This is a genomic window from Azonexus caeni (genome assembly GCF_048146105.1).
Lineage (GTDB): Bacteria > Pseudomonadota > Gammaproteobacteria > Burkholderiales > Rhodocyclaceae > Azonexus > Azonexus aromaticus_B.
This window is the reverse complement of record NZ_JBKJAD010000022.1, coordinates 41,718-65,718: the sequence shown is the minus strand read 5'-3', so window position 1 is coordinate 65,718 and position 24,001 is coordinate 41,718. Positions and strand designations below refer to the sequence as shown.

General features: G+C 65.7%; 25 protein-coding genes. 14 read left to right on the top strand and 11 right to left on the bottom strand.

Annotated features, from left to right (window positions below):
- Window positions 1-8: 8 nt before the first annotated feature.
- From ACLIIZ_RS17395 to ureE, 3 genes are read left to right on the top strand one after another with little or no spacing between them, the layout of a single operon-like run.
- Window positions 9-314 carry an urease subunit beta gene (locus tag ACLIIZ_RS17395; RefSeq protein WP_374328038.1) on the top strand — a complete coding sequence of 102 codons (306 nt, stop codon included), beginning with the start codon at window positions 9-11 and terminating at the stop codon, window positions 312-314.
- Window positions 314-2,020, top strand: a complete 1,707-nt coding sequence (gene ureC, locus ACLIIZ_RS17390) for an urease subunit alpha (RefSeq protein WP_416694132.1) — start codon at window positions 314-316, stop codon at window positions 2,018-2,020. The genes ACLIIZ_RS17395 and ureC overlap by 1 nt, the downstream gene beginning before the upstream one ends.
- Before the next feature lie 2 nt (window positions 2,021-2,022).
- Window positions 2,023-2,562, top strand: coding sequence for an urease accessory protein UreE (gene ureE / locus ACLIIZ_RS17385; protein WP_416694130.1), 540 nt, complete (start codon window positions 2,023-2,025; stop codon window positions 2,560-2,562).
- Between the two features lie 22 nt (window positions 2,563-2,584).
- Here ureE and ACLIIZ_RS17380 read toward each other — a convergent pair whose 3' ends face one another.
- Window positions 2,585-3,505 carry a cation diffusion facilitator family transporter gene (locus tag ACLIIZ_RS17380; RefSeq protein ID WP_416694128.1) on the bottom strand — a complete coding sequence of 307 codons (921 nt, stop codon included), beginning with the start codon at window positions 3,503-3,505 and terminating at the stop codon, window positions 2,585-2,587.
- 515 nt (window positions 3,506-4,020) lie between these two features.
- Here ACLIIZ_RS17380 and ACLIIZ_RS17375 point away from each other — a divergent pair.
- The 5 genes from ACLIIZ_RS17375 to ACLIIZ_RS17355 all read left to right on the top strand — a co-directional run bounded on the left by ACLIIZ_RS17375 (window position 4,021) and on the right by ACLIIZ_RS17355 (window position 7,184).
- Complete coding sequence (locus tag ACLIIZ_RS17375; protein ID WP_416694126.1) at window positions 4,021-4,191, top strand: hypothetical protein; 171 nt, start codon at window positions 4,021-4,023, stop codon at window positions 4,189-4,191.
- A gap of 123 nt (window positions 4,192-4,314) precedes the next feature.
- Window positions 4,315-4,503 (top strand): hypothetical protein, encoded by a 189-nt coding sequence (locus ACLIIZ_RS17370; RefSeq protein WP_416694124.1) that lies wholly within the window; start codon window positions 4,315-4,317, stop codon window positions 4,501-4,503.
- 155 nt (window positions 4,504-4,658) lie between these two features.
- Window positions 4,659-4,865 carry a hypothetical protein gene (locus ACLIIZ_RS17365; RefSeq protein WP_416694122.1) on the top strand — a complete coding sequence of 69 codons (207 nt, stop codon included), beginning with the start codon at window positions 4,659-4,661 and terminating at the stop codon, window positions 4,863-4,865.
- A 10-nt stretch (window positions 4,866-4,875) separates the two neighbouring features.
- Entirely contained in the window at window positions 4,876-6,108 is a 1,233-nt protein-coding gene (locus ACLIIZ_RS17360; protein ID WP_416694120.1) for a PqqD family peptide modification chaperone, read from the top strand.
- Complete coding sequence (locus ACLIIZ_RS17355; protein WP_416694118.1) at window positions 6,099-7,184, top strand: nucleotidyltransferase family protein; 1,086 nt, start codon at window positions 6,099-6,101, stop codon at window positions 7,182-7,184. Before ACLIIZ_RS17360 ends, ACLIIZ_RS17355 begins: the two co-directional genes overlap by 10 nt.
- Before the next feature lie 89 nt (window positions 7,185-7,273).
- On the opposite strand, the gene ACLIIZ_RS17350 is transcribed toward ACLIIZ_RS17355, so the two are convergent.
- The 10 genes from ACLIIZ_RS17350 to ACLIIZ_RS17305 are packed head-to-tail and all read right to left on the bottom strand — an operon-like array spanning window position 7,274 to window position 18,332.
- The gene (locus ACLIIZ_RS17350; protein WP_416694116.1) at window positions 7,274-9,379 is read right to left on the bottom strand and encodes a TonB-dependent receptor plug domain-containing protein; all 2,106 of its coding nucleotides are present in this window, start codon (window positions 9,377-9,379) and stop codon (window positions 7,274-7,276) included.
- 19 nt (window positions 9,380-9,398) lie between these two features.
- Window positions 9,399-10,100, bottom strand: coding sequence for an urease accessory protein UreH domain-containing protein (locus ACLIIZ_RS17345; protein WP_416694114.1), 702 nt, complete (start codon window positions 10,098-10,100; stop codon window positions 9,399-9,401).
- Between the two features lie 2 nt (window positions 10,101-10,102).
- Entirely contained in the window at window positions 10,103-10,915 is an 813-nt protein-coding gene (locus ACLIIZ_RS17340; protein ID WP_416694112.1) for an acyl-CoA dehydratase activase, read from the bottom strand.
- Window positions 10,912-12,195 carry a double-cubane-cluster-containing anaerobic reductase gene (locus ACLIIZ_RS17335; RefSeq protein WP_416694110.1) on the bottom strand — a complete coding sequence of 428 codons (1,284 nt, stop codon included), beginning with the start codon at window positions 12,193-12,195 and terminating at the stop codon, window positions 10,912-10,914. Before ACLIIZ_RS17335 ends, ACLIIZ_RS17340 begins: the two co-directional genes overlap by 4 nt.
- Window positions 12,192-13,163 carry a 4Fe-4S binding protein gene (locus ACLIIZ_RS17330; protein ID WP_416694108.1) on the bottom strand — a complete coding sequence of 324 codons (972 nt, stop codon included), beginning with the start codon at window positions 13,161-13,163 and terminating at the stop codon, window positions 12,192-12,194. The genes ACLIIZ_RS17335 and ACLIIZ_RS17330 overlap by 4 nt, the downstream gene beginning before the upstream one ends.
- On the bottom strand, window positions 13,156-14,526 hold the full coding sequence (locus ACLIIZ_RS17325; protein WP_416694106.1) for a hypothetical protein: 1,371 nt from the start codon (window positions 14,524-14,526) through the stop codon (window positions 13,156-13,158). Before ACLIIZ_RS17325 ends, ACLIIZ_RS17330 begins: the two co-directional genes overlap by 8 nt.
- A gap of 11 nt (window positions 14,527-14,537) precedes the next feature.
- The gene (locus ACLIIZ_RS17320; RefSeq protein WP_416694104.1) at window positions 14,538-16,616 is read right to left on the bottom strand and encodes a TonB-dependent receptor; all 2,079 of its coding nucleotides are present in this window, start codon (window positions 16,614-16,616) and stop codon (window positions 14,538-14,540) included.
- Between the two features lie 31 nt (window positions 16,617-16,647).
- Complete coding sequence (locus tag ACLIIZ_RS17315) at window positions 16,648-17,064, bottom strand: ExbD/TolR family protein (RefSeq protein ID WP_416694102.1); 417 nt, start codon at window positions 17,062-17,064, stop codon at window positions 16,648-16,650.
- Window positions 17,065-17,074: 10 nt separating this feature from the next.
- On the bottom strand, window positions 17,075-17,761 hold the full coding sequence (locus ACLIIZ_RS17310) for a MotA/TolQ/ExbB proton channel family protein (protein WP_416694100.1): 687 nt from the start codon (window positions 17,759-17,761) through the stop codon (window positions 17,075-17,077).
- A gap of 16 nt (window positions 17,762-17,777) precedes the next feature.
- On the bottom strand, window positions 17,778-18,332 hold the full coding sequence (locus ACLIIZ_RS17305) for an energy transducer TonB (RefSeq protein WP_416694098.1): 555 nt from the start codon (window positions 18,330-18,332) through the stop codon (window positions 17,778-17,780).
- Window positions 18,333-18,821: 489 nt separating this feature from the next.
- Between ACLIIZ_RS17305 and ACLIIZ_RS17300 the strand changes: the two genes are divergently transcribed.
- The 6 genes from ACLIIZ_RS17300 (at window position 18,822) to ACLIIZ_RS17275 (ending at window position 23,958) form a co-directional block, all read left to right on the top strand.
- A complete protein-coding gene (locus tag ACLIIZ_RS17300) occupies window positions 18,822-19,934 on the top strand; it encodes an FIST signal transduction protein (protein WP_416694096.1) in 1,113 nt (370 codons plus the stop codon).
- A gap of 61 nt (window positions 19,935-19,995) precedes the next feature.
- A complete protein-coding gene (locus ACLIIZ_RS17295) occupies window positions 19,996-20,691 on the top strand; it encodes an urease accessory protein UreF (protein ID WP_416694094.1) in 696 nt (231 codons plus the stop codon).
- Window positions 20,692-20,698: 7 nt separating this feature from the next.
- Entirely contained in the window at window positions 20,699-21,304 is a 606-nt protein-coding gene (gene ureG, locus ACLIIZ_RS17290) for an urease accessory protein UreG (RefSeq protein WP_416694092.1), read from the top strand.
- A gap of 209 nt (window positions 21,305-21,513) precedes the next feature.
- Complete coding sequence (locus tag ACLIIZ_RS17285; protein ID WP_416694090.1) at window positions 21,514-21,825, top strand: hypothetical protein; 312 nt, start codon at window positions 21,514-21,516, stop codon at window positions 21,823-21,825.
- 62 nt (window positions 21,826-21,887) lie between these two features.
- The gene (locus tag ACLIIZ_RS17280; RefSeq protein WP_416694088.1) at window positions 21,888-22,340 is read left to right on the top strand and encodes a c-type cytochrome; all 453 of its coding nucleotides are present in this window, start codon (window positions 21,888-21,890) and stop codon (window positions 22,338-22,340) included.
- A gap of 4 nt (window positions 22,341-22,344) precedes the next feature.
- The gene (locus ACLIIZ_RS17275) at window positions 22,345-23,958 is read left to right on the top strand and encodes an NAD(P)/FAD-dependent oxidoreductase (RefSeq protein ID WP_416694086.1); all 1,614 of its coding nucleotides are present in this window, start codon (window positions 22,345-22,347) and stop codon (window positions 23,956-23,958) included.
- The last annotated feature ends 43 nt before the right edge of the window (window positions 23,959-24,001 follow it).

Below are 24,001 nucleotides of genomic sequence, written 5' to 3'. Positions count from 1 at the left end.
GAGCGCCCATGATCCCCGGAGAACTCCTCGCCGAACCCGGCGAACTCGAATTGAACGCCGGCCGCCCGACCATCACCCTCGTGGTGGCCAACACCGGCGACCGGCCGATCCAGGTCGGCTCGCACTACCACTTCTTTGAAACCAACGCCGGGCTGAGCTTCGACCGTGAAGCGGCGCGCGGCTACCGCCTCGACATCGCCGCCGGTACCGCCGTGCGCTTCGAGCCGGGCCAGACGCGCACCGTGCAACTGGTTGCGCTGGCCGGCGAACGCAAGGTTTACGGTTTCCGTGGCCTGATTCAGGGAGCACTGTAATGGCGAACAAGATTACCCGTCAGGCTTATGCCGAGATGTTCGGCCCGACGACCGGCGACCGCCTGCGTCTGGCCGACACCGAGCTGATCATCGAGGTCGAGAAGGACTACACGATCTACGGCGAGGAAGTGAAATTCGGCGGCGGCAAGGTCATCCGCGACGGCATGGGCCAGAGCCAGCGCGTTTCCGCTGAAACGGTCGATACCGTGATCACCAACGCGCTGATCGTCGATGCCGTGACCGGCATCGTCAAGGCCGACATCGGCTTGAAGGACGGCCGCATCGCCGCTTACGGCCGCGCCGGCAACCCGGACATCCAGCCCGGCGTCACGATTGTGGTCGGCCCCGGCACCGAGGTGATTGCCGGCGAAGGCATGATCGTCACCGCCGGCGGCATCGACAGCCACATCCATTTCATCTGCCCGCAGCAGATCGACGAAGCGCTGATGTCCGGCGTCACCACCATGCTCGGCGGAGGCACCGGCCCGGCCACCGGCACCTATGCGACGACCTGCACGCCAGGGCCGTGGCACATCCACCGCATGCTCGAAGCGGCCGAGGCCTTCCCGATGAACCTTGGCTTTCTCGGCAAGGGCAACGCCAGCCTGCCGGAAGCGCTGCGCGAACAGGTCGCAGCCGGCGCCATCGGGCTGAAACTGCACGAGGACTGGGGCACGACGCCGGCCGCCATCGACTGCTGTTTGAGCGTGGCCGACGAGATGGACGTGCAGGTCGCCATCCACACCGACACGCTCAACGAATCGGGCTTCGTCGAAGCGACCATCGATGCCTTCAAGGGCCGTACCATCCACACCTTCCACACCGAAGGCGCCGGCGGCGGCCACGCGCCGGACATCATCAAGGCCACCAGCCTGGCCAACGTGCTGCCCAGCTCGACCAACCCGACGATGCCGTACACGGTGAACACCATCGACGAGCACCTCGACATGCTGATGGTTTGCCACCACCTCGATTCGAGCATCGCCGAGGACGTCGCCTTTGCCGAATCGCGCATTCGCCGCGAGACGATTGCGGCCGAAGACATCCTGCACGACATGGGCGTCTTCTCGATGATGTCGTCCGACTCGCAGGCCATGGGCCGGGTCGGCGAAGTGATCATCCGCACCTGGCAGGCGGCGCACAAGATGAAGGTCCAGCGCGGCACGCTGCCCGAGGACAACGCCCGCCACGACAACTTCCGCGTCAAGCGCTACATCGCCAAATACACGATCAACCCGGCGCTGACGCATGGCATCGCGCACACCGTCGGCTCGATCGAAGTCGGCAAGCTGGCCGACCTGGTGCTGTGGAAGCCCGCCTTCTTCGGCGTCAAACCGAGCCTGATCCTCAAGGGCGGCATGATCGCCGCCGCTGCCATGGGCGACCCCAACGCCTCGATCCCGACGCCGCAACCGGTGCATTACCGGCCGATGTTCGGCAGCTTCGGCAAGGCGCTGAAGACTTCGGTGACCTTCGTTTCGCAGGCGGCGCTGGAGAATCCTGCCGTCGCCGCGCTCGGACTGTCGAAGCCGTTGGTCGCCGTCTCCGGTTGCCGTGGCGTGCAAAAATCCGACATGGTGCACAACGGCGCCACCCCGGAAATCACCGTCGATCCCGAAACCTACGTGGTCAAGGCCGACGGCGTGCACCTGGTCTGCGAACCGGCGACCGAGCTGCCGCTAGCCCAACGTTACTTCCTGTTCTGACCATGCTGATCCTGAATAAACGCACCTCCGCCCCCGCCACCGACTCGGTGGCGCTCGCCTACGACGAAAGAAAGCGCAGCCGCCTCAAGGTGACGCTGGCTTCCGGCAGCGAGGCCGGCATTTTTCTTGAGCGCGGCGACCACCTGCATGGCGGCGACAAGCTGGCGGCCGAAAACGGCAGCGCGGTCGTCGAAATCCTCGCCGCGCCGGAAAAACTGATCGAGGCCGTCGCCGACAGCCCGCTGCTGTTCGCCCGCGCCGCCTATCATCTCGGCAACCGCCATGTGCCGGTGCAGATCCTGCCGACCGAAAACGGTGGCAAGCTGCGTTTCCAGACCGACCACGTGCTGGCCGACATGGCGCGCGGCCTGGGTTGCAGCATCAGCGAAACGGAAGCGCCGTTCCAGCCGGAATCCGGTGCCTATGGCGGGCATGCTGGACATCACCACCACGGTGAAGAACCCGAGCACGCCGATCTGCACGATCCCGGCCACGGCCCGCACCGTTCCGTGCCGAAAATCCACCAATTCCGTAACCACTGAAGCCTGCACCCGCCAACAACCACTAGCTGCGGTCCAGTTCGAGGTCGGCCAGCGAGCCGGCGTCCTCGATCGGTTCGAGATGGGTCAGCACGTGCGAACGCGGCACGGCGGCGCGGATGCCGGCTTCGATTTCCTCGACCAGGTCGTGCCCCTGCTGCACTGTCCATTGCCCGGGCACCAGGACATGCAGGGTGATGAAGGCACGCGCCCCCGACTGGCGGGTACGCAGCGCGTGGAAGGCCAGCCCGCGCTGACGGTAGCCGGCAAGCAGCGCTTCCACCGCTGCCACCTGTTCGGCCGGCAGCGCCGCGTCGAGCAGGCCGTCGGCCGAACGGCGCACCAGCTGGTAACCAGTCCACAGGATGTTGATCGCCACCGCCAGCGCCAGCAGCGGGTCGAGCCACAGCCAGCCGGTGAGCCAGACCAGGCCGACGCCGACGATGACGCCAACCGAGGTCCACACATCGGTCATCAGGTGGTGGGCGTCGGCTTCCAGCGAAATCGAGTTGTGCCGCCGCCCCACCGCCATCAACACGCGCGCCACCGCGAGGTTGATCAACGAAGCGGCGAGCGAGACGACGAGGCCGACGCTGACCGACTCCAGCGGCTGCGGATCGAACAGGCGGTTGAGCGCCGCGTAGGCGATGCTGACGGCGGCGACCAGGATCAGGAAGCCCTCGAAGGCGCTGGAGAAATACTCCGCCTTGCCGTGCCCGTGCGGATGCTTGTCGTCGGCCGGCGCTTCGGCCAGCGCCAGCATCCACAAGGCCATCAGCGCCCCGGCCAGATTGACGAAGGACTCGATGGCATCCGAGAGCAGGCCGACCGAACCGGTGAGCTGCCAGGCCCAGCCCTTGAGCAGGATGGTGGTGATGGCGGCGGCGATGGACAGCCAGGCGTAGCGCTGCAACGATGCCGGCGCATTGGTGTTTCGTTCAGTCATGGTTTTTTTCAATCGTCATCGGCAACAAGTGTAACGGCGGTAATCGCTGACCAGGTGACGGGTGGCGCACTGGACATTGTGTTTGCAGTCGAGCACGAAGCACTCGCGGTATTGAAGATCGTCGGCGGCCATTTCTGCAGGCGCTGGCAACAGCGGCATTGCGCGATGGTCTGTCGGTGCACGTTGTCGCGCCGGCGGTCAAGCAGACTGTGGTCGACACGGCCCCTGCCGCAAAACGAGCGCCAACGCCCCTCGGATTTGCCGCCCCGCCGCCTGCTGCGAACACGCCCCAGGCCTTCAATGCGGGCGAGTCTGCCGTTGGCGTCATGAACGCAAGCTGAATGCCCTGGTTCGTCGCGGAAATCGGCGCTTAACCGCGCGGCGTCTGCGCAATGATCTGCCCCCTTGTGCGCGACGCGCAGTCACGCCAGAATGCAAACGCTTCAGTTTCCGCAGCGCATCGGCGCCATGTGCCGAAACTGCCGCCGCCCCCCATACAAACAACAGGAAACGAAATGAACAACCCTGCCGAGCAAACTCCCGAAACTCCTGTTCAGGCTACAGCGCAGCAAAACGATGCCGTTTCACTGCAACGCCGCGAGGCCATGAGAAAGATCGCGCAAAGGGCATCCTATATCGCCCCCGCGACACTCGCCCTGTTTTCCATGCAAGCGCGAGCATCCTGATCGCCTGTCCCGCGCCAGATGAAGACCGCAGAGGCTGGCCGAACGATGCAGGAAGCTGGCGGCACGAAATCGACCCGATTGGATTGAGCCGCGTTGCCGGCGTGGATTGGCTAAGGAGACAAAATGAAACACACCAATGATCACCGGCCAACGGCCGAAAACAACCTGCCTGCGGCTGATGTTGAAACGCCGCCCGGCGACACGGTGACGCTGCAGCGCCGCGAAGCCCTGAAAAAGATTGCCAAAAAAGCATCCTATGCCGCACCGGCGACACTCGCCCTGTTTTCCATGCAGGCGAGAACGGCATCCTGAGCCTTTGTCACGCTTGATTCACTTCCCCCATGGGGATGGCATTCCGGCGAGGCCCATCCGCAAGCCGTCCAAATCCATGCATGACGAAACGCTCGCCAGGATGCTGCGCATCCCGGGAAATTCAGAGAAATTCCAAGCAAACCGCGTTGCCCCACATGAAACAAACCAAAGAACCTCGACAAACCAACGATGTCGCTTTGCCGTCGGAGCATTTCGAAGCGCCGCAAGGCGATGCCGTTTCGTTGAAGCGCCGGGAGGCGATATTGCGGATTGCCAAAAAGGTCTCTTACGCGGCCCCGGCGACGCTTGCCGTCCTGTCCATGAAGGCTGGCGCTGAAGACTGCGCCAGCCTGACCTGCTAGAGCCCTGCCGATGACAGGCATCGCAGCGTCGGAAGCCTTTTATGCGAGGCTGCTGGACGAGCATCTGGTCCTGGTCGACCAGGAACGCGCCGAACTGGGCGTACTCAATCCAACGGCTGCGCTTCTCTGGCTACTGCTCGATGAGGATATCCACGATCCGGACAGTCTGAGCGCGGCTTGCGCCGAACTCATCGACGACGCCCCCGATGATCTCGCCACGACGATAAAAACCACCCTCGCCGAATGGCTGGCAAGGGGCTGGCTTGAACAGATCCGGGATGGCTACCGGATCATCCGCCGGCCCTGCCCGGCGCAGGATCCGGATCGCCACCGTGGCACCTGGTTTCCACCCGGCAAGCAACTACCGGAGTACGACCTCGTCTCGGCATTGACGCTTCGCCTCGGAGGCAGGTCTTTTCGAGTCGAATTAGGCGACACTGGCGCCCCCGGCCATCCCGATACTCTGGCCAGGGTGCGGGGCGTGCTCTCCGGCATGATCGCCCCCACCCAAGACGAGAACCCGATCGAACTGCGCTGGCTTCATGATGGGGAAGCTTTCTGGCTGGCAAGCAAGGACGCGGTGTTATGGACCCGTGACGAAAGCCATGCCATTTCCAGCCTGGTCACCGCCCTGCTTCAGGGTGCCTACGCCGAGCAAGGCTTGTTTGCCACCATGCATGCGGCTGCGGTTTCCCGGGCCGGCGCCGTCCTTTTGTTGCCGGGGGTGTCTGGATCGGGGAAAAGCACGCTTACCGCCTATCTGGTTGCTCAAGGCTGGAGCTATCTGGGCGACGACATCGTCGCACTGGGACGTCGGCCCCAGGACAAGGGAGTCGAAATCCACCCCTTCCCATCGGCTATCGGCCTCAAGCCAGGAAGCTGGCCGATGTTGCGCCCCTATTACCCGGCCATCGACAGCTTGCCCGTCGTGCCCTACTCCAACCGGCAGGCGCGCTTTCTTCCGGTCGGCGGCAACCGGGTTCCGACTGAAACGCGTCAATGTCTGCGCGCCATCCTGTTACCCAGATATTCCCCTGACGCAGCAGTCGAAATAGCGCCAATCTCGCCCGTGCAAGCCCTGTGTGAATTGATTGGCGCCGGAGTTAGTACGCGACAGACCGCTCACATGGGACACGCCGAAATTCTCCTGCAGATGCTTGAAGAGGTGCCTGCCTATAAACTGACCTACAGCGACCTTGACGCCGTGGCCAGCGCCCTGGAAAGCCTGACGACATGTCGCTGATGCGCAAGGATGCCCACGCGCTGCTTTGCCGTATCCTGGCCCCCGCCAGCGCTTGCACGACAATCGGGCTCACACCGGAAGACCCGCGCTGGACAACGCTGTTCGAGCTGGCGGATGCCAATCTGGTCCTCCCCGAGCTGCTGCCACAGCTAATCGACAAGGGCTTGCGGGAAAGCGTCCCGGAACCGATGCTGGCCTGCCTGGCCGAAATCGATACGCTGATGGCGGCACGCAGCGCCGAACTTCTGGCGCAGATGAAGGAAATCAATGGCGCATTCGCCGAGGCCGGTATCCTGCCGGTCTGGTTGAAGGGCGCGGCGCTGATGAGCGAGCCTGAAGGGCAACGCCGCCCAAGATTGATGCACGACCTCGATGTCTGGATTCCTTCGCCCAAAGAACAGACTGATGCCCTGGCGGTCCTGACGCATCTCGGCTACGAAATGGACAGCAAGGCGGTGGCGACCGACTGGCAGGACTCCCATCATTACGCGCCGCTCTACCACCCGGAGCGCCCGATGCGCCTGGAACTGCATCGCCACATCGTGCGCAAGGCGTTCGGTGACCTGTTGCCGGACGACCGGGCGCTGGCGCGCTGCGAACACGCTACCCTGGAGGGACTGCCGATCGCCCGTCTGGCGCTGGCCGACCGGGTCATGCACAGCTTGATCCAGTGCTCATTGATGAGTACCCCGCCGATCGAAAGAGGCCAGGTCAAGCTGATGAAACTGCTCGACCTGGCCAGGCTGATAGCCCGCGGCGGGCCGCATCATGCGCTGGCACCGGAGGTGGTGGAAACGCTGCGCGCCAGCCCTTTGCCTTTACGCAAGCCGATACAGCGTTTCCTGACGCTATTCGAGCGCGATTTCCTGGTTACCAATCCGCTGGGCAAGGACACCAGGTACTGCGACACCGTCGATTATTGCCTGCTGCATGGCCATCCGCCCCCCTCGATCATGATGCGCCTCCTGTTGCAGCCCCCCACTAGCTGGCGCCAGCTTCTCAGCGAACCCGGCGAAATCGGCAACAAGATCGTCCGACGCATTCGTCAATCGCTCGGCCAGAGCACTCCGGCATAGCGCGACGCCGTCCCGGCCGGCAGGGCTTACCGGCGCCGCCCGGGAATTTTCACGCCGAATACACACGCCACCTCGGGTGGCGGTGTTTCCTACCAGCTCCCCTCCAGTGTCAGCATGTAGCTGGCCACGTTGCCGTTGCAGGTTTCCAGTTGCCAGTCGTTGGCGCCGCTGTGGGCGCGGGCGAGTTTGCAGGTATCGACACGCAGCAGGTTGTTGGCGTTGAAGCGCAGGTTGAGCCCGGGCTGCAGGCGGTAGACGGCGAACAGGTCGAGGACGGTGCGGTCTTCGGTGCGCTCCTGGCGCTCGCCCGGGATGCTGGTCTTCACTTCGGCGAAATGCTGGACATCGAAGCCGGCCGTGACGCGCTCACCGAACGGCCGCTCGTAGCCGAGGCTGAGCTGGTAGCGCGGCGATTCGCGGGCTTCCCGGGTCAGGTCGAGGCGCTCATCGTGCACCCGGCTGCGCGGCACGGTCAGGTGGCCCTTGAGGGTGCCGGGCGCCACACCGAGCTTGCCGAGGTTGAGCTTGGCGTCGAGTTCGGCGCCCCAGTGTTCGGCGTCGCCTTCGTTGTACGGCCGGTCGACCCAGCGTGCGCCTTCGAGCGCCACCCGGCGTTCGACGAAATCGCTGGTCTGCCGGGCGTAGAGATTGAAGCCGACCACCCCGGCGTCGGCCGGCAGATAGTGTTCGAGTACTGCTTCGAAGTTGGTGCTGCGCTCCGGTCGCAGGTCGGGATTGCCGCGCTGGTCGGCTTCGAGCGGCGTGTTGGCGCTCAGGCTGAGGACCGGCCGGTTGCTCAGTTCGTCGAGGCGCGGCAGCTTCAGGCCGCGGCCGATGGAACTGCGGAACACCCAGCGCTCGGCCGGCTCCCAGCGCAGCGCCAGCGACGGGGCGACGATGCCGTGGCGGCGGCTGTCGCCCTCCACGTTGAGGCGGAACTGCTCGCCACGCAGGCCTAGGGTCAGGGTGGTACGCGGATCGAGGGCGAATTCGTCCTGGACCCAGGCAATCGTCTGCCGCTCGCCGGTCTGGTAGCGGCTGGTGGCGCCGGAGAGGTCCTGGCGGTCTTCCCGTTCGAGGCGGGCGCCTTCCAGTGCCAGGGAAAGGAAGTGACTGCCCAGGCCCCGGTCCAGGCGGACCATGCCGTTCAATTCATCCTCGTCGCGCGCCAGGTTTTCGTTGGCCTGGGTCAGGACGCCGCTGGCACTGCGATAGTCGCGCCGGGTATCGGTGTCGCGCTGCCCTTTCATCCAGGCTAGGCGCGAACTCAGCTTGCCGCCGTCGAGCTTGCGCTCGCCTTCGAGGCGCAGGCGGTAGAGGCGGGTCTTGCCGCTTTCCCGGTCGGCGCGGCTGCCGTCGGCGGCGAGGCCGGTGCCGGCCAGCGGGTCGGCGTAGCTGTAGCGCTCCATTTCGCCCCAGCGCCGGGTGTCGCCGCGAAACAGCGTCGGCCAGATCGAGAAACTGTCACCGCCGCGCCGCCAGTTGAGGCGCGGGCTGAAGACCAGCTCGTTCATCGTGAAGCGGCCGTCGTTCTCGTCCACCGCCCAGGCATTGCGGGCGCCGCCGGCGAAGGCCTGGCGGTCGCTGTCGCTGCTGGAGACCATGACGTGATGGTTGAGGGTCAGCGGCAGCACCCAGGAAAACTCGCCGGCATTGCCGCGCCGGGTCACCGTGCTCTGGCCGAAGACCCGGCCGTCGCGCGTGCCGGTGGCGAGCTTGACGGTCGTGTCCGTCTTCTTGGCCGTCTTCTTCATCACCAGGTTCACCGTGACCGAGGCGCCGCCGCCGAATTCGGCCGACGAACCGCGCAGGATCTCGACCCGCTCCAGCTCGCCGGACGGCAGGCGGCCGACCGAGGCCGCCGCCATGCGCGAATTGCTGCCGACCCGTTCGCCGTCGATCAGCAGTTGCACCGAGTCGCGCACCATGCCCCGGGCCCGCATCGACTGGCCGCCGTGGGCATCCTGGCTGCCGGCGTCGATGCCGGGCAGCTTGCTGATCACTTCGCTGACCGTCGTCGCGCCGAGGTTGGCGATTTCCGCCTGATTGAGGATCACCTTCTGCGTCACCGCCTGGCGCCGCTCCTCCAGCGCATCGGCCCCCGCCGTCACGGTTACCGTGGACAGCACCTGCTCTTCGGCTGCCGCCTGCCCCCCCAGCACGGCCAGCAGGCCGGCCATCCAAAGCTTGTTCATGTTGTTCTCTTCTCCCGTTTCATACGATGCCGCTGGCGCTGGCCCCTTGCCAGAGCTGGACGAGGCCCGTTCCCAGCAACAGGAACGCGCTCAATGCTTCGATGCGCGGTTGCCAGCGCCCCAGTTGTTCGCGCAGTTGCTGGCCGACGTAGGCGACGACGGTGCCATACACCAGCCAGGGCGCGGCGATGGCGCCGAGGCCGAAACTGAGGCCGAGCGCGGCGCCGCTCCACGCCGTGCCGCTGGCCGCCGCCGCGACCAGCACCGCGCCCTGCGGCGCGCAAGGGGTCAGCGCCATGCCGACGCCCATCAGGTAGAGCCCGGACGGCATCGCCTGGGCCGCCGCCTGGCGCGGTCGCCAACTGATTTTCTGTTCATCTTTTGGCGCGCAACTGCCGCAAGCCGGACGCCGCCGGCCGAGCAGCGCGAGGCCAACCAGCACGAGGGCGACGCCGACCGTCAGATGCACCACCCAGCCATTCACTCCGCCGACGTAGCGCCCGCCCCACCAGCCGCTGATCGCGCCGAAGCCGCCATAGACGGTCAAGCGGCCGAGCGAGACCGGCAGCAGGATACGCCACGAGCGGGCGATGCCCTGGTCGGCGTTGACGAAGAGCGGCCCGAGATAGGGCAGGCAACTGAGCAGACAGGGGCCGAGCCCATAGACCAGCCCCAGCCCGAGCGCCATCGGCAGGCCGATGGCCACCGCCTCGACCGGCATCGTCAGTGGCCTTCCTGCTGTTCGGCGAGGAACTCGCTGCGCGCCAGCACGGCGGCGCCGTAGGCGGTGGTCGTCTGCGGGTACTGCGGCACCACCAGCTCGCGCTGCAGCTCGTCCTGGATGGCGGCAACCAGCCCTTTGTTGAGCGCCGGTCCACCATCGAAATAAACCCGATCCTCGATGCCGACCCGCTTGGCCAGGCGCACCGTGCGCTTGGCGATGGAATAGTGGATGCCGGCGACGATCTCGGCCTTGCCGTGGCCGTTGGCGAGCAGGCCGATGATCTCGGATTCGGCGAAGACGGTGCAGGTACTGTTGATCGACAGCGGCGCGCCGCTGCCGGTGAAGTGGATGTCGCCGAGGTCTTCCAGGTCGAGGTCGAGGTTGCGCGCGGCGACGTCGAGGAAGCGGCCGGTGCCGGCGGCGCACTTGTCGTTCATCACGAAGTTGCTGACGTTGCCGCTGTCGTCGATCTGGATCGCCTTCGAATCCTGGCCGCCGATGTTGATGATGGTGCGCACGCCGCCGTAGGCCTTGCCGGTCTCGTGGGCGCCGATGGCGTTGGCGGTGATCTCGGAAATCGAATCGTCGGCTTCCTTGAACAGCTTGCGGCCGTAGCCGGTGGCGATCAGATATTTCAGTTGCGCCCGGTCCACCCCCGACTTTTCCAATAAAACGCGCAGCGCTTCCTTGGCGTTCTTGTGGAAGAGGCTGCCGGAGTCGGTGACGTGGATGCCGACAATCTCGCCGCCCGCGTTGATCAGTACGGTCTTGATGGCGGTGGAGCCGATGTCGATGCCTGCGAAGTAGGTCATGCGCGAGCCTGTCTTTTACGGGTCTTGATGGATTCGAGGAAGGCCTCGACGCGGGTCGACAGCTGGCCCATGTCGTCCGGGCTGTAGTCGGTTTCGATGTAGAGCATCGGGATGCCGGCCTTGTTCAGCGCCTCGGCGACGCTGCGCTGCTCCATCTCGTACACCTGGCAGCCGGCGAAGGACTGGTAGACGACGCCGTCGGCGTTGAAGGTGGAGACAAGGTCGAGCAGGCGCCGGATGCGGTCGTCGTTGCGGGTGAAGATCGGACAGGTGCAGGGCTTCAGGTACTTGTCGGCGATGCTCTCGATCATGTGGCTGACCAGCCATTCGTCGACCGCCGTCATGTCGTAGAGCATGCGATTGGCCGAGCAGGTCTCGTCGGCGACGACGACGCCGCCCGCCTCTTCGATCAGCAGCGGCAGCTTGACGTTGGGAAAGATCGGCGGCGAGCCGGTGAACACGATGCGCGGCGCCTTCTTCTGCACGGCGCTGAACGCTTCGGCCTCGCGCTGCGCCAGTTCGGCGTTGAGCGCTTCGACGGCGGCGCTCCAGCGCTCGATGTCGTCGAAGAAATAGGCGTTGGTGACGAGAAAGACGTCCTTGCCGAGGATCAGCGACGGCGCCTTGCGGCGGAAGTTGTGCAGGGTGCGGAAGGCGGCCTGGGCGCGCGAAGTCTTGGCCATCGCCTCACGCAGGCGCTGCCGGGTCAGCTTCTTGCCGGTGACTTTCTGCAGCCTTGCCGCCAGTTGCTTGACCACCCGCCGCCAGTATTCGCGCGCCGCCTCGTTGTCCTTGGCGCTCGGCAGGTCCATGTCGTAGACCTCGTAGCCCATGCCTTCCATCATCTGGGCGGCTTTCTTCTTCTGGTCGCAGGTCGTCGGATTGACGATCAGCGCCAGCTTGCCGACGTCGGGCACGGCCTTTTCCGAATGCAGGCGGCCGAGCGTTGCCTTGACCAGCGAGCAGGACTTGGCCGGCATGAAGTCGGCGCCGACCTGGTCGTAATGGTAGGCACCGTTGCACAGGCGGACCGGCGTCGCGCCGACGGCGTAGATCAGCTCTTCCGGCACCTGGATGCAGGTGGTGCCGATGCCCGGCCCGTCGCGGTCGAGCGGCGCACCTTCGATGAAGGCGTGGCGGAAGAGGTCGTAGAAGTAAGTCATCGCCGCCGGGTTGTCGATGAAATCGTCGACGATGTGGTTGAGCATGACCTCGGCTTCGCGCGCCTGGCGGCTCTGGTTGAATGCCGGCTTGAGCGGCACTTCGCGGATTTCACTCACTTGCGGATTCCCTTGTTCATGCGCTTGATGAAGCCTTCCTCGGTCGATTCGAAGAAGGTGATGTTGGCGAAATCGACCTTCAGCGCGCCCTTTTCCGGGCAGGCGGCAACGCACTTCAAACACAGCGTGCAGTCGTCGGTCATGATTTCCTTGCGTTCGACGTCGTCGGCGATCTCGCGGATTTCCATGTCGCAGGCGGTGTAGCAGTCGCCGCAACGGGTGCATTTGCTGCCGTCCTTGCGCAGACGCAGCAGCGCCGGCTTGGAAAGCAGGTAATGCAGCGCGCTCATCGGGCAGAAGAAGCAGAAGAAGCGCTTCTTGACGAAGGCGCCGACGATGAACAGGCCGGTGATGCCCATGCCCAGCGCGGTGAGGACGATCTTGCCGGGGCTGGAGAAGTCGATCGTCCATTGCGAGAAGTCGCCGACGAACAGCGGCAGCACCATCCGCCCCGGGCAGATCTGGCAGAACGGCGCGCCGACCTCGTGCGACCACAGGCCGCCGCCGATGCCGAGCGGAATCAGCAACATCAAGGCGAGCAGCACGTACTTGATCCAGGTCAGCCGGCGGAACTGTTCGTGCGTATAGCCCGACTGGCGGATGCCGAGCTTCTGGCGCAGGCTGGTCAGCCAGTCCTGCAAGGTGCCGAGCGGGCAGACGAAGCCGCACCAGCCCTTGTTGAGGACGATGAACCACAGCGCAAAGATGGCGAAACCGGTGAGCACGGCGATTCCCGCGTAACCGAACAACTGACCCCAGGGGCGCGCCAGCTGGTGCTGCAGCGGCAGCAGGTAGCAGACGCCGGCGCGACCGTCGCGGATGTAGCCGCAGCCGAACATCGGCAGGTTGTTGCCGAGGTTGATTGCCAGGTAGCCGCCATAGACGAAGAGGAGGAAGGCGGCGAGCTGGAACCAGAAACGGAAACGCTTCAGGTCGACGTTGTTGACCGCGGCGCGCAACTTACTCATCGAAGCTCACCTCGCGGTAGGGCCGCACCCGGCGCCGGCGGTAGAGGTAGATCGCCGTACCCGAGAAGAGCAGCGCGACGACGGCAATGCCCAGCCCCCAGGCGTAGGACTCGTAATCCTCGATCGCCGGATAGTAGGCACCGGCCAGCGTCGTCGTGTAGCGCACGTCGCGGTAGGGCGTGCCCTGCCATTCGCCGGCCTGATCGAGCGGGAAGCTGGCGCTGACCACGAAGGTCTCGCGGTGACGGCGGTCGAACTCGCGCCACTCGGGGAAATAATCGCGGATGACGACGAAGCTGGCACGGCCGTCCTCGTCGGACTGCACGCTGTTGCTCCAGCCCTGGCCGCTGGTGAAGGTGACGCGGGCGTTCTGCACCGGTTTGCCGTCGCGCAGCACCTGGAAGGCGAGCACGTCGCCGTAGTTGATGCGGGTAAACAGCCCTTCCTTTTCCTTGCGCTCGCGGACGATCTCGACCGGCACGCGGGCGTCGGTGCGCGGCACCATCAGTTGGTCCTCGCCTTCGACCTTCGCATGCCCGGCCGAACGCATCACCTCGGCCTTGGCAACGGTCACCGCGAGCGTTTCGCGGTCAACCGCGCGGCGCACGAAATAGGCGTTGTAGACGCCCGGCTCGGGCATCGGGAAGGTTACGTTGTAGGGACCGCCATGCGCTTCGACGTCGATGGATGAGGCCTGCTGCTGTGCATCGAGCAGCAATACCGGTTCGCTCGCCGGCACGCTGCCCGCCGTCTGCGGGTTGCTGCCGCTGCGCAGCCACAGGCGCTTGTTCGGGATACGGCCGGGCGCGCCGCCCATGCCCATGTCGTCCATGCCGCCCGCGCCTCCCATAGCCGCCATCGGATTGCCGCCACGGGCGCCACCGGGTCGCCCGCCGCCGTCGCGGCGCGGCGCCTGGTCGCTCAACCAGAGCACGCCGTCGCCGCCGCCGCGCATGCCGCGCGGCCGGCCCGAGGCGGCGGCGGCCGGCGCCGGCGGTGCGGCCATCGCCATCATGTGCCCGGCATGCGGATCGACCGCCTGGGCGCGAGCGGCCGGTGCCTCGCCGGCTGCCGGCTTGCCTGGGCGAGCATCAGCCGCCGGCGGCGCCTTTTCGGCCGCTGGCGCGGCGGCTTCCGCAGCCACCGGCGTCGCCACCTCGGCCTGGCGCCGCTCGGCCGCCCGCGCCCGCCAGAAGGCCCGTTTTTCTTCGTCGGAAGCATCGGCCGGCGGCCGCGGCCCGGCGTAATCGCCGCGACTGACGCCGGGCGGCGGCCCGGGCCGCTCGCCGGCATCCTGGGCGAGGAGCGGCGTCAGACTGTTCCAGCAGAGAACGGCGAGCAGGAGGGGAATCGATTTGCGCATGGGGCAGTCGCTCAGAACTGGTAGGAAAGGCCAACCCGGACCAGACGCGGCGTGTAGCCGTCGGTAAAGGACTCGCGCACCGCTGCGTCGGTCGAACCGACCCGTTCCGCGTACTTGGTGTCCATCAGGTTGAGTACATGCAGCCAGGCGCTCCACGCCTTGGCGTGGTAGCTGGCGCGCAGGTTGTAGAGATCCGGACGGCTGTAACGGTCGGTATTGGCCTGGTTGGTGTAGTAGCTGTCGATGTAGTCGCCTTCCAGTTCGACCCGCCAGCCTGCGGCCGGCTTGACCACGAAGCGCAGGTTGTAGTGGTTGCGCGGCGTGTAGTAGCGGCGGGTCCCGGAGTAATCGCTACTCGAAGTGACGTAATCCAGATAGCGATAGCGGGCATAGGTGTGCGTCAGGCCGATTTCCAGGTACTTGTTGACGTCGTATTCCAGCGAGGTCTCGAAGCCGTGCGCCGTCGCCTTGGCGGCGTTGACGTTGCGCGTGCGGCAGTAGTCGACACCCTTGATGCAGGCCTGGGAGACGATCAGGTCCTTGAAATCGGTTTCGTAGTAACCGGTGTCGTAGCGCAGGCCGAAATCGAACTCGCCGCGGATGCCGATTTCGCGCGTCAGCGATTCTTCCGGCTTGAGGTCCATGTTGGTCGGCACGTAGCGCGAATTCCAGGCGGCCAGCGGCGTCGCCGGGGTCGGCGTACCGCTGCCGAGCAGCGTGCTGACGCCGGGGCCGAGGAAGCCTTCGGCGATGTTGGCCCAGATGCGCGTCTTCGGCGACAACTCGTAAAGGGCGCCGAACTTGCGCACCGTCTTCTTGTACTCGGCGCTGCCGTCCTTGTTGTCGTTGAGCTGGTCGTTGATCCGGTACTCGATGTTGTCGCGGCGCACGCCGAAGGTCAGGCGCAATGGATCGAGCGGCGAGAACTCGACCTGCAGGAATGGCGATTTGTTGCTTTCGTAGGTTTTCGAATCGCTGGTCACGGCGCCACGAACGAAGCTGAAGCTGTTCGGTGCCAGATCGGCGAACTTCTTGCTCCGGCTCGCGGTATCGAGATAGTCGAAACCGCCGGTAATCGAGGTCTTGGCGAAGCGGAAATTGTGCTTGTAGATGAGCTGGAAATTGCTCTCCACCGAATCGGTATCGCCCAGCGACGCGCCGCCGGAACCGAAGCCCGACGTGCGCGAGGTCTGATCGGTATAGCGCCGCTGGCCGTACAGGTTGAGTTCGCCCGTCTCGCCGAACAGTTTGCGGTAGTGCAGCGACGGCGTCGTATATTTGACGTCGGTCCGGTAGAAGGTGCCAGGCTCGGCCTGTTGCCAGTCGTCATGGAACTGCGCTTCGTCGAGCGTGCCCGGGCTCTGGTAGTCGTCGTCGATGTGTTCGAGGCGGAAAGCCAGCCGGGAACTGCTGTCCGGCCGCCAGACCCACTTCGTGCTCAGCGAGGTCTTCTGTTCTTCGCTGTGGTCGCGCCAGCCGTCCTTGTCCAGGTAATTGACGTTGAAGAAGTAGCCGATGTCGTCGTTCAGCCGGCCGCCGCCGGTCAGCCCGCTGCGGTAGCCGCCGTCCTCGAAGGCTTCGCCGGTCACCTTGTATTCGCGCTTGGCCGGGGGATCGCGGGTGATCACGTTGATCGTGCCGCCGATCGCGTTGCTGCCGCTCAGTACAGAGCCCGGCCCACGGATGAACTCGATGCGCTCGATATCGCCGGCATTGACCTGGTCGACGAAACCGTAGGTACCGGTGTTGCGGGCACGCATGCCGTCGATGCGATTCTCGGTGTAGTTTTTGCCGCCGTCGGTGAAGCGCAGGTTGCGGCTCATGCTGATGCCGGGCACGCGCGGCAGCAGTTCGTGCAGCGAATCGACGAAATGCACCGCTTCGATTTCCTCGCGCTCGAGCACGCTGCCGGCCATCGGCGTGAATTCGTTAAGGCGGCCCAGTTCGGTACGCGCCTGGACCTCGGCGGCTTCAAGATCGGCGGTGGTCTTGACCGGGGTCAGGACCTTTTCCGTGTCGTCGGCTTGGACGACCGGTGTGACGATCAGCGTCGCCACGGCGACGGCTATCAGGCTGCGCCCGAATTTCATTGCATACCCCCTGTTGTATTGTTGGTGTGAATCAGTCCGTCTCGCCCTTGGGTTGGGTGACGAAGGCGATCTTGACGATGCCGTTGCGCTGCGCCGCCGCCATCACGTCGGCGACGGCCTCGTAGCGCACCTGACGGTCGGCGCGCAGGTGCAGTTCGGGTTGCCGCGCGCTGGCTTCGGCGAAACGGGCATCGAGCATGGCGCGGTGGACCGCTTCGCCATTCCAGTAGGCAATCCCGTCGGCGTTGATCGCCAGCTGGATGACCTCGGGCTTCTCGTCGAGCTTGGTCGCGCTGACCCGCGGCAGGTCGATCGGAATCGCCTGGTGGAAAAGCGGCGCGGTGATGATGAAGATGACCAGCAGGACGAGCATGACGTCGACCAGCGGCGTGGTGTTGATGTCGGCCATCGGGGCGTTGCCGCCCTCGTTGAAGGAACCGAAGGACATCGCGCCCTCCTCAGGCTACCCGGGCCAGCGTGTAACGGGCCCCGGTGGTCAGGTAGGCGTGCAGGTCGTGGGCGAAGCCGTCGAGGTAGGCGGTGACCAACCGGTTGGCGCGGTTCAGCGCGTTGTAGGCAAGCACCGCGGGAATCGCCACGAAGAGGCCGGCAGCGGTCATGATCAGCGCTTCGCCGACCGGGCCGGCGACCTTGTCGAGCACCACCTGGGTGGCGCCGGACAGCCCGACCAATGCATGGTAGATGCCCCATACCGTGCCGAACAGACCGATGAAGGGCGCCGTCGAACCGACCGAGGCGAGCAGCGTCAGCCCCGATTCGTTGCGCGCCTGGGCGTGCACCATGTAGTTGCGCAGCGCCCGGGTCAGCGTCTCGCTGTTCGAGACGCCACCACCGATGCTGTGTCCCTTCTGCCGCTCATGCACTTCCATCACCTGCGCCGCCGTCTGCGCCATGCCGGCGAAGATGTCGCTCTTGTCCTGCTGGCGGATGGCGTCCACCCCGGCTGCCAGGTTGGGCGCGTCCCAGAACGCGTCGAAGGCCCGTTCGATGCTGCGGTTGACACGCAGCTGGGCAAAGAAGCGGTGGCCGATGATCGTCCAGCTAAGGACAGACAGAATCGCCAGCAGAATGGCGATCGCGTGGGTTACCCAATCGCCCTGATTCCAGAAATGCATGATCCCCATCGAGGACTCCTTTTCTTCAAGAAAGCTCAAATACGATTGGCACGACGACCCAGGCAGCAACCGCCTCGTCGCCCCGGCGGGCGGGAACGAAGCGCCAGCGGGCGACGGTTTCCAGCGCCGAATTGTCGAGACGCTCGAAGCCGCTGCTCTGCTTGAGCTGGACCTTGATCGCCTCGCCGCTGGCGCTGACATGGACGCGCAGATGCACCGTGCCGGTCTCGCCCAGACGGCGCGACGCGGCCGGATAGGGCGGCTTCGGGTTGGACAGGTAATCGGCGTCGAAACGGGCGGCAAGCAGGGCTGGGGCCGCCGGTGCCGGCGGCGCCTCAACCGGCGCCGGGCTAGCGACCGGTTGTTCGGCGACGACAAAGCTGCTGGTAGCGGCTGGCGCCGGGGCGGCGGCCAGCACGGGTTGCTCCACCGACTTGACGGTACGCCGGACGACCTTGGGCTGCGCCGGCGGCAAGGGCTGCGGTGGCGTCGGCACGGCCTCGCTGAGCAGGCGCACGGCGATCGGCCTGGCCGCCTCGACGATGCGCTCGCCTTGCGTCGCCCCGAAGGCGATCAACAACAACAGGATTCCGTGGACCAGGATGGCCGAGCCCACGCCGCCCGCGGACCGCATCCCGCCCGAAGCCCCCCGGCCTTGCGGGAAAAACAAAGACATTGGCAAACCCTCAGCAACACCCCTGATCGTTCGGCCTCTGGCGGGCCGATCCGGTCACTCGAAAAAATCACGCCGTGATGGCGCGACGCGGATTCTGGGGAAAGGAAGAGGACCGGAAAAGTGACAAATTGTCGCACCACGACATGCGACAAATTGACGCATTAATTTTTATAAACAGCAACTTATAATTCTAGGTTCGATTTTTTTCCGAATGCTCTCAAGCCATGAGCATCAACCGTCGGTGGCTTTGTATTCTGGGACGCTGACGCACCGGCGCACTTCGCGTAAAATCAACAAAATCTTCAAAATCCACCACCGTGTAGCGTTGCCTGAACTCGCCGCCAGACGCCCCTCGGTCGGCGGTGCAGAAGTGAGTTTTCCGCGGAGCCCTCGATGCCCCCCTGCCTCTTTCAACAATTCGAGCCCGTCACGCTGGCCCAGTGGCTTGACCGACTGCACGCCAGTCACCCCGGAACCCTGCTTTTTGCGCTGCTGCCGGAGGCCGAAGCAACGCGCGTCGGCGAACTGCAGGCCCTCTGCGCCGCTCGTTCCATTCCCCTGCTCGGCGCCGTGTTCCCGGCCCTGATCGATGGCGCAGCCTTCCGCAGCAACGGTGTTGCTCTCTTGCCACTCCCCGAAGCCACCGATCACTTTCTCGTTGGCGATCTGGCTGGTGACCCGGTTGCAGCCGCAAGAGATATTGCCAACGCCCTTGCGGCCGATTCCGCCGACGGCAACGGCGCCAAGGACCTGTTTCTGGTGTTCGACAGCATGCAACCCAACACCAGCAGCCTGCTCACCTATCTCTTCAGCGAACTCGGTCGCCGCTTCCGCTACAGCGGGGTCTGCGCCGGCAGCGAAACCTTTCAGCCGATCGCCTGCCTGTTCGACAACCAGCGCAGCCTGGGACACGGCGCCCTCGGCATCGTCCTGCCACCGACCCGCAAAATCTGCGTCGAACACGCTTATCCGGTCGCCAAATCGTTGATGCGGGCGACGTCCACCCAGGGCAACCGGATCGACCGGATCGACGGCAAACCGGCAATGGCGGTGTATCAGCAGGTCATCGCCGACGACTACGGCATCGCCCTGACGCACGACAATTTCTACGACTACGCCGTGCATTACCCGTTCGGGCTGGTCGGCTCGCTGGAAATCCTGGTTCGCATTCCCGTTGCTTTCAACGAGGACGGCTCCATCTTCTGTGTCGGCGAGGTGCCGCCCGATTCGATGCTGCGCCTGCTGCGCGCCCCGGCGCTCGAAAGCAGTGCCTGTATCGGTCGGCTGATCGCGGAGCTGGGCACGAACGCCAATCCCTTGTTGACCTTCTACTGTGCCGGCCGCCGCATGCATTTCGGCCCTGGCGCCAGCGAAGAGCTGGCCGAATTGCAGCGATCCGCCGGTACGGCACTGCAACTCGGCGCCCTGTCGCTCGGCGAGATCGCCACCGACAACGACCTCGGCATCCCGGAATTTCATAACGCCGCCCTCGTCTGCCTGCGCTGACGCCGGCGCCTGCGCACAACTGCGTATTGGCGGGTGGCGCCTGCCGGGCGACAATGCGTCCATGAATCGCGCATCGTCTTCGCTGCAGCTCGCCCGCCTGCTGCAACTGGCCAGCCCGGCATTGCCGGTCGGCGCCTACACCTATTCGCAGGGACTCGAATGGGCGGTCGAATCCGGCATCGTCAGCGACGAAGCCAGTGCCGGTGCCTGGATTTCCGACCTGCTCGCGCACGGCATCGGCCGCTACGAGGCGCCGCTGGTAGCGGCCCTGATCAAGGCCTGGACAAACGATGACACCGACGAAGTGCGGCGCCTCGACGGCGACTTCCTGGCCAGCCGCGAGACCGCCGAGCTGCGCGCCGAAACGGCGCAGATGGGCTTTTCGCTGCGCCGCCTGCTGCGCGACCTGCGCGACGAATCGCTGGCCGGCGTTGGCGCCGTCGTCGAAGCGCAGCCCGAAGTCGCCTTCCCCACCGTCTGGGCCGGCATCGCCGCCGCCTGGAAGCTGGCCCCGGCGGCGGCGCTGACCGCCTACCTTTGGGCCTGGGCGGAAAACCAGGTGATGGCCGCGCTGAAGGCGGTACCGCTCGGCCAGGCCGCCGGCCAGCGCCTGCTCGCCGATCTCGGTGCCCGGCTGCCGGCGATCGCCGAGGCAGCACTGACGCTGCCCGAAGCCGCCTGGTCGAACTTCACGCCGGCCTTCGCGATCGCCTGCGCGCGTCACGAAACCCAGTATTCCCGTCTCTTCAGATCCTAGGAAAAACATGAGCAAACAAGCCCTCAGAGTCGGTATCGGCGGCCCCGTCGGTTCCGGCAAGACCGCCCTGACCCTGGCGCTGTGCCAGGCTCTGCGCGAGCAGATCGACATGGCCGTGGTCACCAACGACATCTACACCGCCGAGGACGCCAAGTTCCTGGTCAATCACTCGGCGCTGGCGCCGGAACGCATCATCGGCGTCGAAACCGGCGGCTGCCCGCACACCGCCATCCGCGAAGACGCCTCGATCAACCTCGAAGCGGTCGACCGCCTGCAACGCGCCTTTCCCGGCGTCGAACTGATCCTCGTCGAATCCGGCGGCGACAACCTGGCGGCGACCTTCTCGCCGGAACTCTCCGACCTCACCATCTACGTCATCGACGTCGCCGCCGGCGAGAAAATTCCGCGCAAGGGCGGCCCCGGCATCACCAAGTCCGACCTGCTGGTGATCAACAAGATCGATCTGGCGCCGCTGGTCGGTGCCTCGCTCGAAGTCATGGCGCAGGATGCGAAGGCGCAGCGCGGCGAGCGCCCCTTCGTCTTCAGCAACCTGAAGACCGGCGAGGGACTGGCGACGATCATCGCCTTCATCCGCGAGCGCGGCATGCTCTGAGCCTTTTTCGCAGCGCACCAAAAGCGGCCAAAATCGCCCCCGATCCGCACCATAGTGACTCGTCAAGACCATTGTTGGACAATGGATTTGACGGCAAGCCGCTGATTCTTCAGGACCCATGCTGCAGCGCCGCAACCGGCACGATTCTCGCTAATCTCCAGTTACCCCGACCCCAACGGGACAGCCAGACCAGAACAGGAGAACAGCGCATGGACAAGACGATGGAAACCGCGCAGCGACTCGCCCGCTTCAAGCTGCAGGTCAAGCGCACGCTGGGCCAGACCGTCGACCTCGAACGCCTGACCCGCGACGCCGGCTATGCCCGGCAGCGGCTGGCCGAAATCGAGGAAGCGGCCGAGGACGAGGAACTCCTGGTCCAGCTCCTGCAGTTGCGCGACCTGCTGCTGCCGGCAGCCAGCGTGCCGAGCGCAGCCCCAGCGACCCCGGCTACCGCCGCCGAGCCGGCAACGCCGCGCACGGCGCCGCTGCGCAACTACCTGCAGGGCGCCCGCGCCTGGTAGGCCGGCGGCACGCCCGGCGGCGGGTATAATCCGGCCTTCGTCAAAGCCATCCCCGTACCGCCATGCGTCTTTCCCGGCCCCTTACCGTCGCCCTGCTTTCCGCCCTTCTCCTCGCCGCCTGCGGCGAAGCCGAGGACACCCGCCCCGGCCAGCCGGTCAAGACCCGGCAGACCGCGTTCAAGGAGATCATCAAGGTCTTCGAGCCGATGGGCGTGATGCTGCGGGAAAAGCGCTACGAGGAAGAGAAGTTCCTGCGCCTGGCGAGCGCGCTGCACGAGAAGCGCGACGGCCCCTGGGCGCATTTCGGCCCCGACACCAATTACCCGCCGACCAAGGCGACGCCGCTGGTCTGGCAGGAGCCGGAGCGCTTCGCACGCGAGCGCGACAGCTTCCTGAAGGCCACCGACGAACTGCTGGCTGCCGCGCGAAGCAAGGATCAGGCGCGCATCCAGGCCGCCTACGACGCGGTGCACGCCAGTTGCCAGGATTGCCACAAGCCGTTCAAGACGCGCTGACACCATGCTGCGCCTGACCGAACTCAAGCTGCCGCTCGACCATCCGCCGGCAGCGCTGCGCCCGGCGCTGTGCGCCCGCCTGGGGATCAGCGACGACGAGCTGGTCGATTTCCGCATCGTCAAGCGCAGCCACGACGCACGCAAGAAGTCGGCGATCGTCCTCATCTACCAGATCGATGTCGAACTGCGCGACGAGGCCGCCGTCGCCGCCCGTCTGGCTGATGACCGCCACGTCGTGCCGGCGCCGGACATGGATTACCACTTCGTCGCCCACGCCCCGGAGGGACTGAGCGAGCGCCCGGTGATCATCGGCATGGGCCCCTGCGGCCTGATGGCCGGGCTGGTACTGGCGCAGATGGGCTTCCGGCCGATCATCCTCGAACGCGGCAAGGCGGTGCGCGAGCGCACCAAGGACACCTGGGGGCTGTGGCGCAAGCACCAGCTCGACCCGGAATCCAACGTCCAGTTCGGCGAGGGCGGCGCCGGTACTTTCTCCGACGGCAAGCTGTACAGCCAGATCAAGGACCCGCGCTTCCTTGGCCGCAAGGTGATGACCGAATTCGTCAAGGCCGGCGCGCCGGAGGAAATCCTCTACCTGAGCAAGCCGCACATCGGCACCTTCCGCCTGGTCAAGATGGTCGAGAACATGCGCGCGACGATCCGCGAGCTGGGCGGCGAGATCCGCTTCGGCGCCCGCGTCGAGCGCCTGCTGACCGAGAACCGCCAGGTCACCGGCGTCGAACTGGCCGGCGGCGAACGCATCGCCAGCCGCCACGTCGTGCTGGCGATCGGCCACAGCGCCCGCGACACCTTCGAGATGCTGCACGCCGAGGGCGTCTATGTCGAAGCCAAGCCCTTCGCCATCGGTTTCCGCATCGAGCATCCGCAGACCTTGATCGACCATGCCCGTTTCGGCCCCAACGCCGGCAACGAACTGCTCGGCGCCGCCGACTACAAGCTGGTGCATCACTGCGCCAACGGCCGCGCCGCCTACAGCTTCTGCATGTGCCCGGGCGGCCAGGTGGTCGCCGCGACATCGGAACCGGGGCACGTCGTCACCAACGGCATGAGCCAGTATTCGCGCGCCGAACGCAACGCCAACTCGGCGCTGGTGGTCAATGTCGAACCCGAGGATTTCCCCGGCGATTACCGGCAGAACCCGCTGGCCGGCATCGATTTCCAGCGCCACTGGGAAAGCCAGGCCTTCATCGCCGGCGGCAGCAGCTACGACGCGCCGGCGCAGCGGGTCGGCGATTTCCTCGCCGGCCGCCCGTCGACCGCACTGGGCAGCGTCGAACCGTCGTACCAGCCGGGCGTGCACCTGACCGACCTCGCGCAATGCGCGCCGGCTTTCGTGATCGACGCGCTGCGCGAGGCGATTCCCGCCTTCGACCGGCAGATCAAGGGCTTCGCGATGGCCGATGCGCTGCTCACCGGGGTCGAGACACGCACCTCGTCGCCGATCCGCATCAAGCGCGGCGACGACTACCAGAGCATCAACACGCGCGGCCTCTACCCGGCCGGCGAAGGCGCCGGCTACGCCGGCGGCATCCTGTCGGCGGGGGTGGACGGGATCAAGGTGGCGGAAGCCCTAGCGCTGGCCATGCTCAAGCGCTGACCGGCGCTTGACGGCGGCGGCCGGACACCGCAATCTGGCCACC

Coding starts and splice junctions, on each gene's coding strand:
- ACLIIZ_RS17325 (WP_416694106.1), bottom strand. CDS start 14,526: ATGCGCAAATCGATTCCCCTCCTGCTCGCCGTTCTCTGCTGGAACAGT.
- ACLIIZ_RS17350 (WP_416694116.1), bottom strand. CDS start 9,379: ATGAACAAGCTTTGGATGGCCGGCCTGCTGGCCGTGCTGGGGGGGCAG.
- ACLIIZ_RS17345 (WP_416694114.1), bottom strand. CDS start 10,100: ATGCCGGTCGAGGCGGTGGCCATCGGCCTGCCGATGGCGCTCGGGCTG.
- ACLIIZ_RS17355 (WP_416694118.1), top strand. CDS start 6,099: ATGTCGCTGATGCGCAAGGATGCCCACGCGCTGCTTTGCCGTATCCTG.
- ACLIIZ_RS17340 (WP_416694112.1), bottom strand. CDS start 10,915: ATGACCTACTTCGCAGGCATCGACATCGGCTCCACCGCCATCAAGACC.
- ACLIIZ_RS17370 (WP_416694124.1), top strand. CDS start 4,315: ATGAAACACACCAATGATCACCGGCCAACGGCCGAAAACAACCTGCCT.
- ureE (WP_416694130.1), top strand. CDS start 2,023: ATGCTGATCCTGAATAAACGCACCTCCGCCCCCGCCACCGACTCGGTG.
- ACLIIZ_RS17280 (WP_416694088.1), top strand. CDS start 21,888: ATGCGTCTTTCCCGGCCCCTTACCGTCGCCCTGCTTTCCGCCCTTCTC.
- ureC (WP_416694132.1), top strand. CDS start 314: ATGGCGAACAAGATTACCCGTCAGGCTTATGCCGAGATGTTCGGCCCG.
- ACLIIZ_RS17295 (WP_416694094.1), top strand. CDS start 19,996: ATGAATCGCGCATCGTCTTCGCTGCAGCTCGCCCGCCTGCTGCAACTG.
- ACLIIZ_RS17320 (WP_416694104.1), bottom strand. CDS start 16,616: ATGAAATTCGGGCGCAGCCTGATAGCCGTCGCCGTGGCGACGCTGATC.
- ACLIIZ_RS17360 (WP_416694120.1), top strand. CDS start 4,876: ATGACAGGCATCGCAGCGTCGGAAGCCTTTTATGCGAGGCTGCTGGAC.
- ACLIIZ_RS17375 (WP_416694126.1), top strand. CDS start 4,021: ATGAACAACCCTGCCGAGCAAACTCCCGAAACTCCTGTTCAGGCTACA.
- ACLIIZ_RS17395 (WP_374328038.1), top strand. CDS start 9: ATGATCCCCGGAGAACTCCTCGCCGAACCCGGCGAACTCGAATTGAAC.
- ACLIIZ_RS17285 (WP_416694090.1), top strand. CDS start 21,514: ATGGACAAGACGATGGAAACCGCGCAGCGACTCGCCCGCTTCAAGCTG.
- ACLIIZ_RS17315 (WP_416694102.1), bottom strand. CDS start 17,064: ATGTCCTTCGGTTCCTTCAACGAGGGCGGCAACGCCCCGATGGCCGAC.
- ACLIIZ_RS17310 (WP_416694100.1), bottom strand. CDS start 17,761: ATGGGGATCATGCATTTCTGGAATCAGGGCGATTGGGTAACCCACGCG.
- ureG (WP_416694092.1), top strand. CDS start 20,699: ATGAGCAAACAAGCCCTCAGAGTCGGTATCGGCGGCCCCGTCGGTTCC.
- ACLIIZ_RS17300 (WP_416694096.1), top strand. CDS start 18,822: ATGCCCCCCTGCCTCTTTCAACAATTCGAGCCCGTCACGCTGGCCCAG.
- ACLIIZ_RS17365 (WP_416694122.1), top strand. CDS start 4,659: ATGAAACAAACCAAAGAACCTCGACAAACCAACGATGTCGCTTTGCCG.
- ACLIIZ_RS17380 (WP_416694128.1), bottom strand. CDS start 3,505: ATGACTGAACGAAACACCAATGCGCCGGCATCGTTGCAGCGCTACGCC.
- ACLIIZ_RS17275 (WP_416694086.1), top strand. CDS start 22,345: ATGCTGCGCCTGACCGAACTCAAGCTGCCGCTCGACCATCCGCCGGCA.
- ACLIIZ_RS17330 (WP_416694108.1), bottom strand. CDS start 13,163: ATGAGTAAGTTGCGCGCCGCGGTCAACAACGTCGACCTGAAGCGTTTC.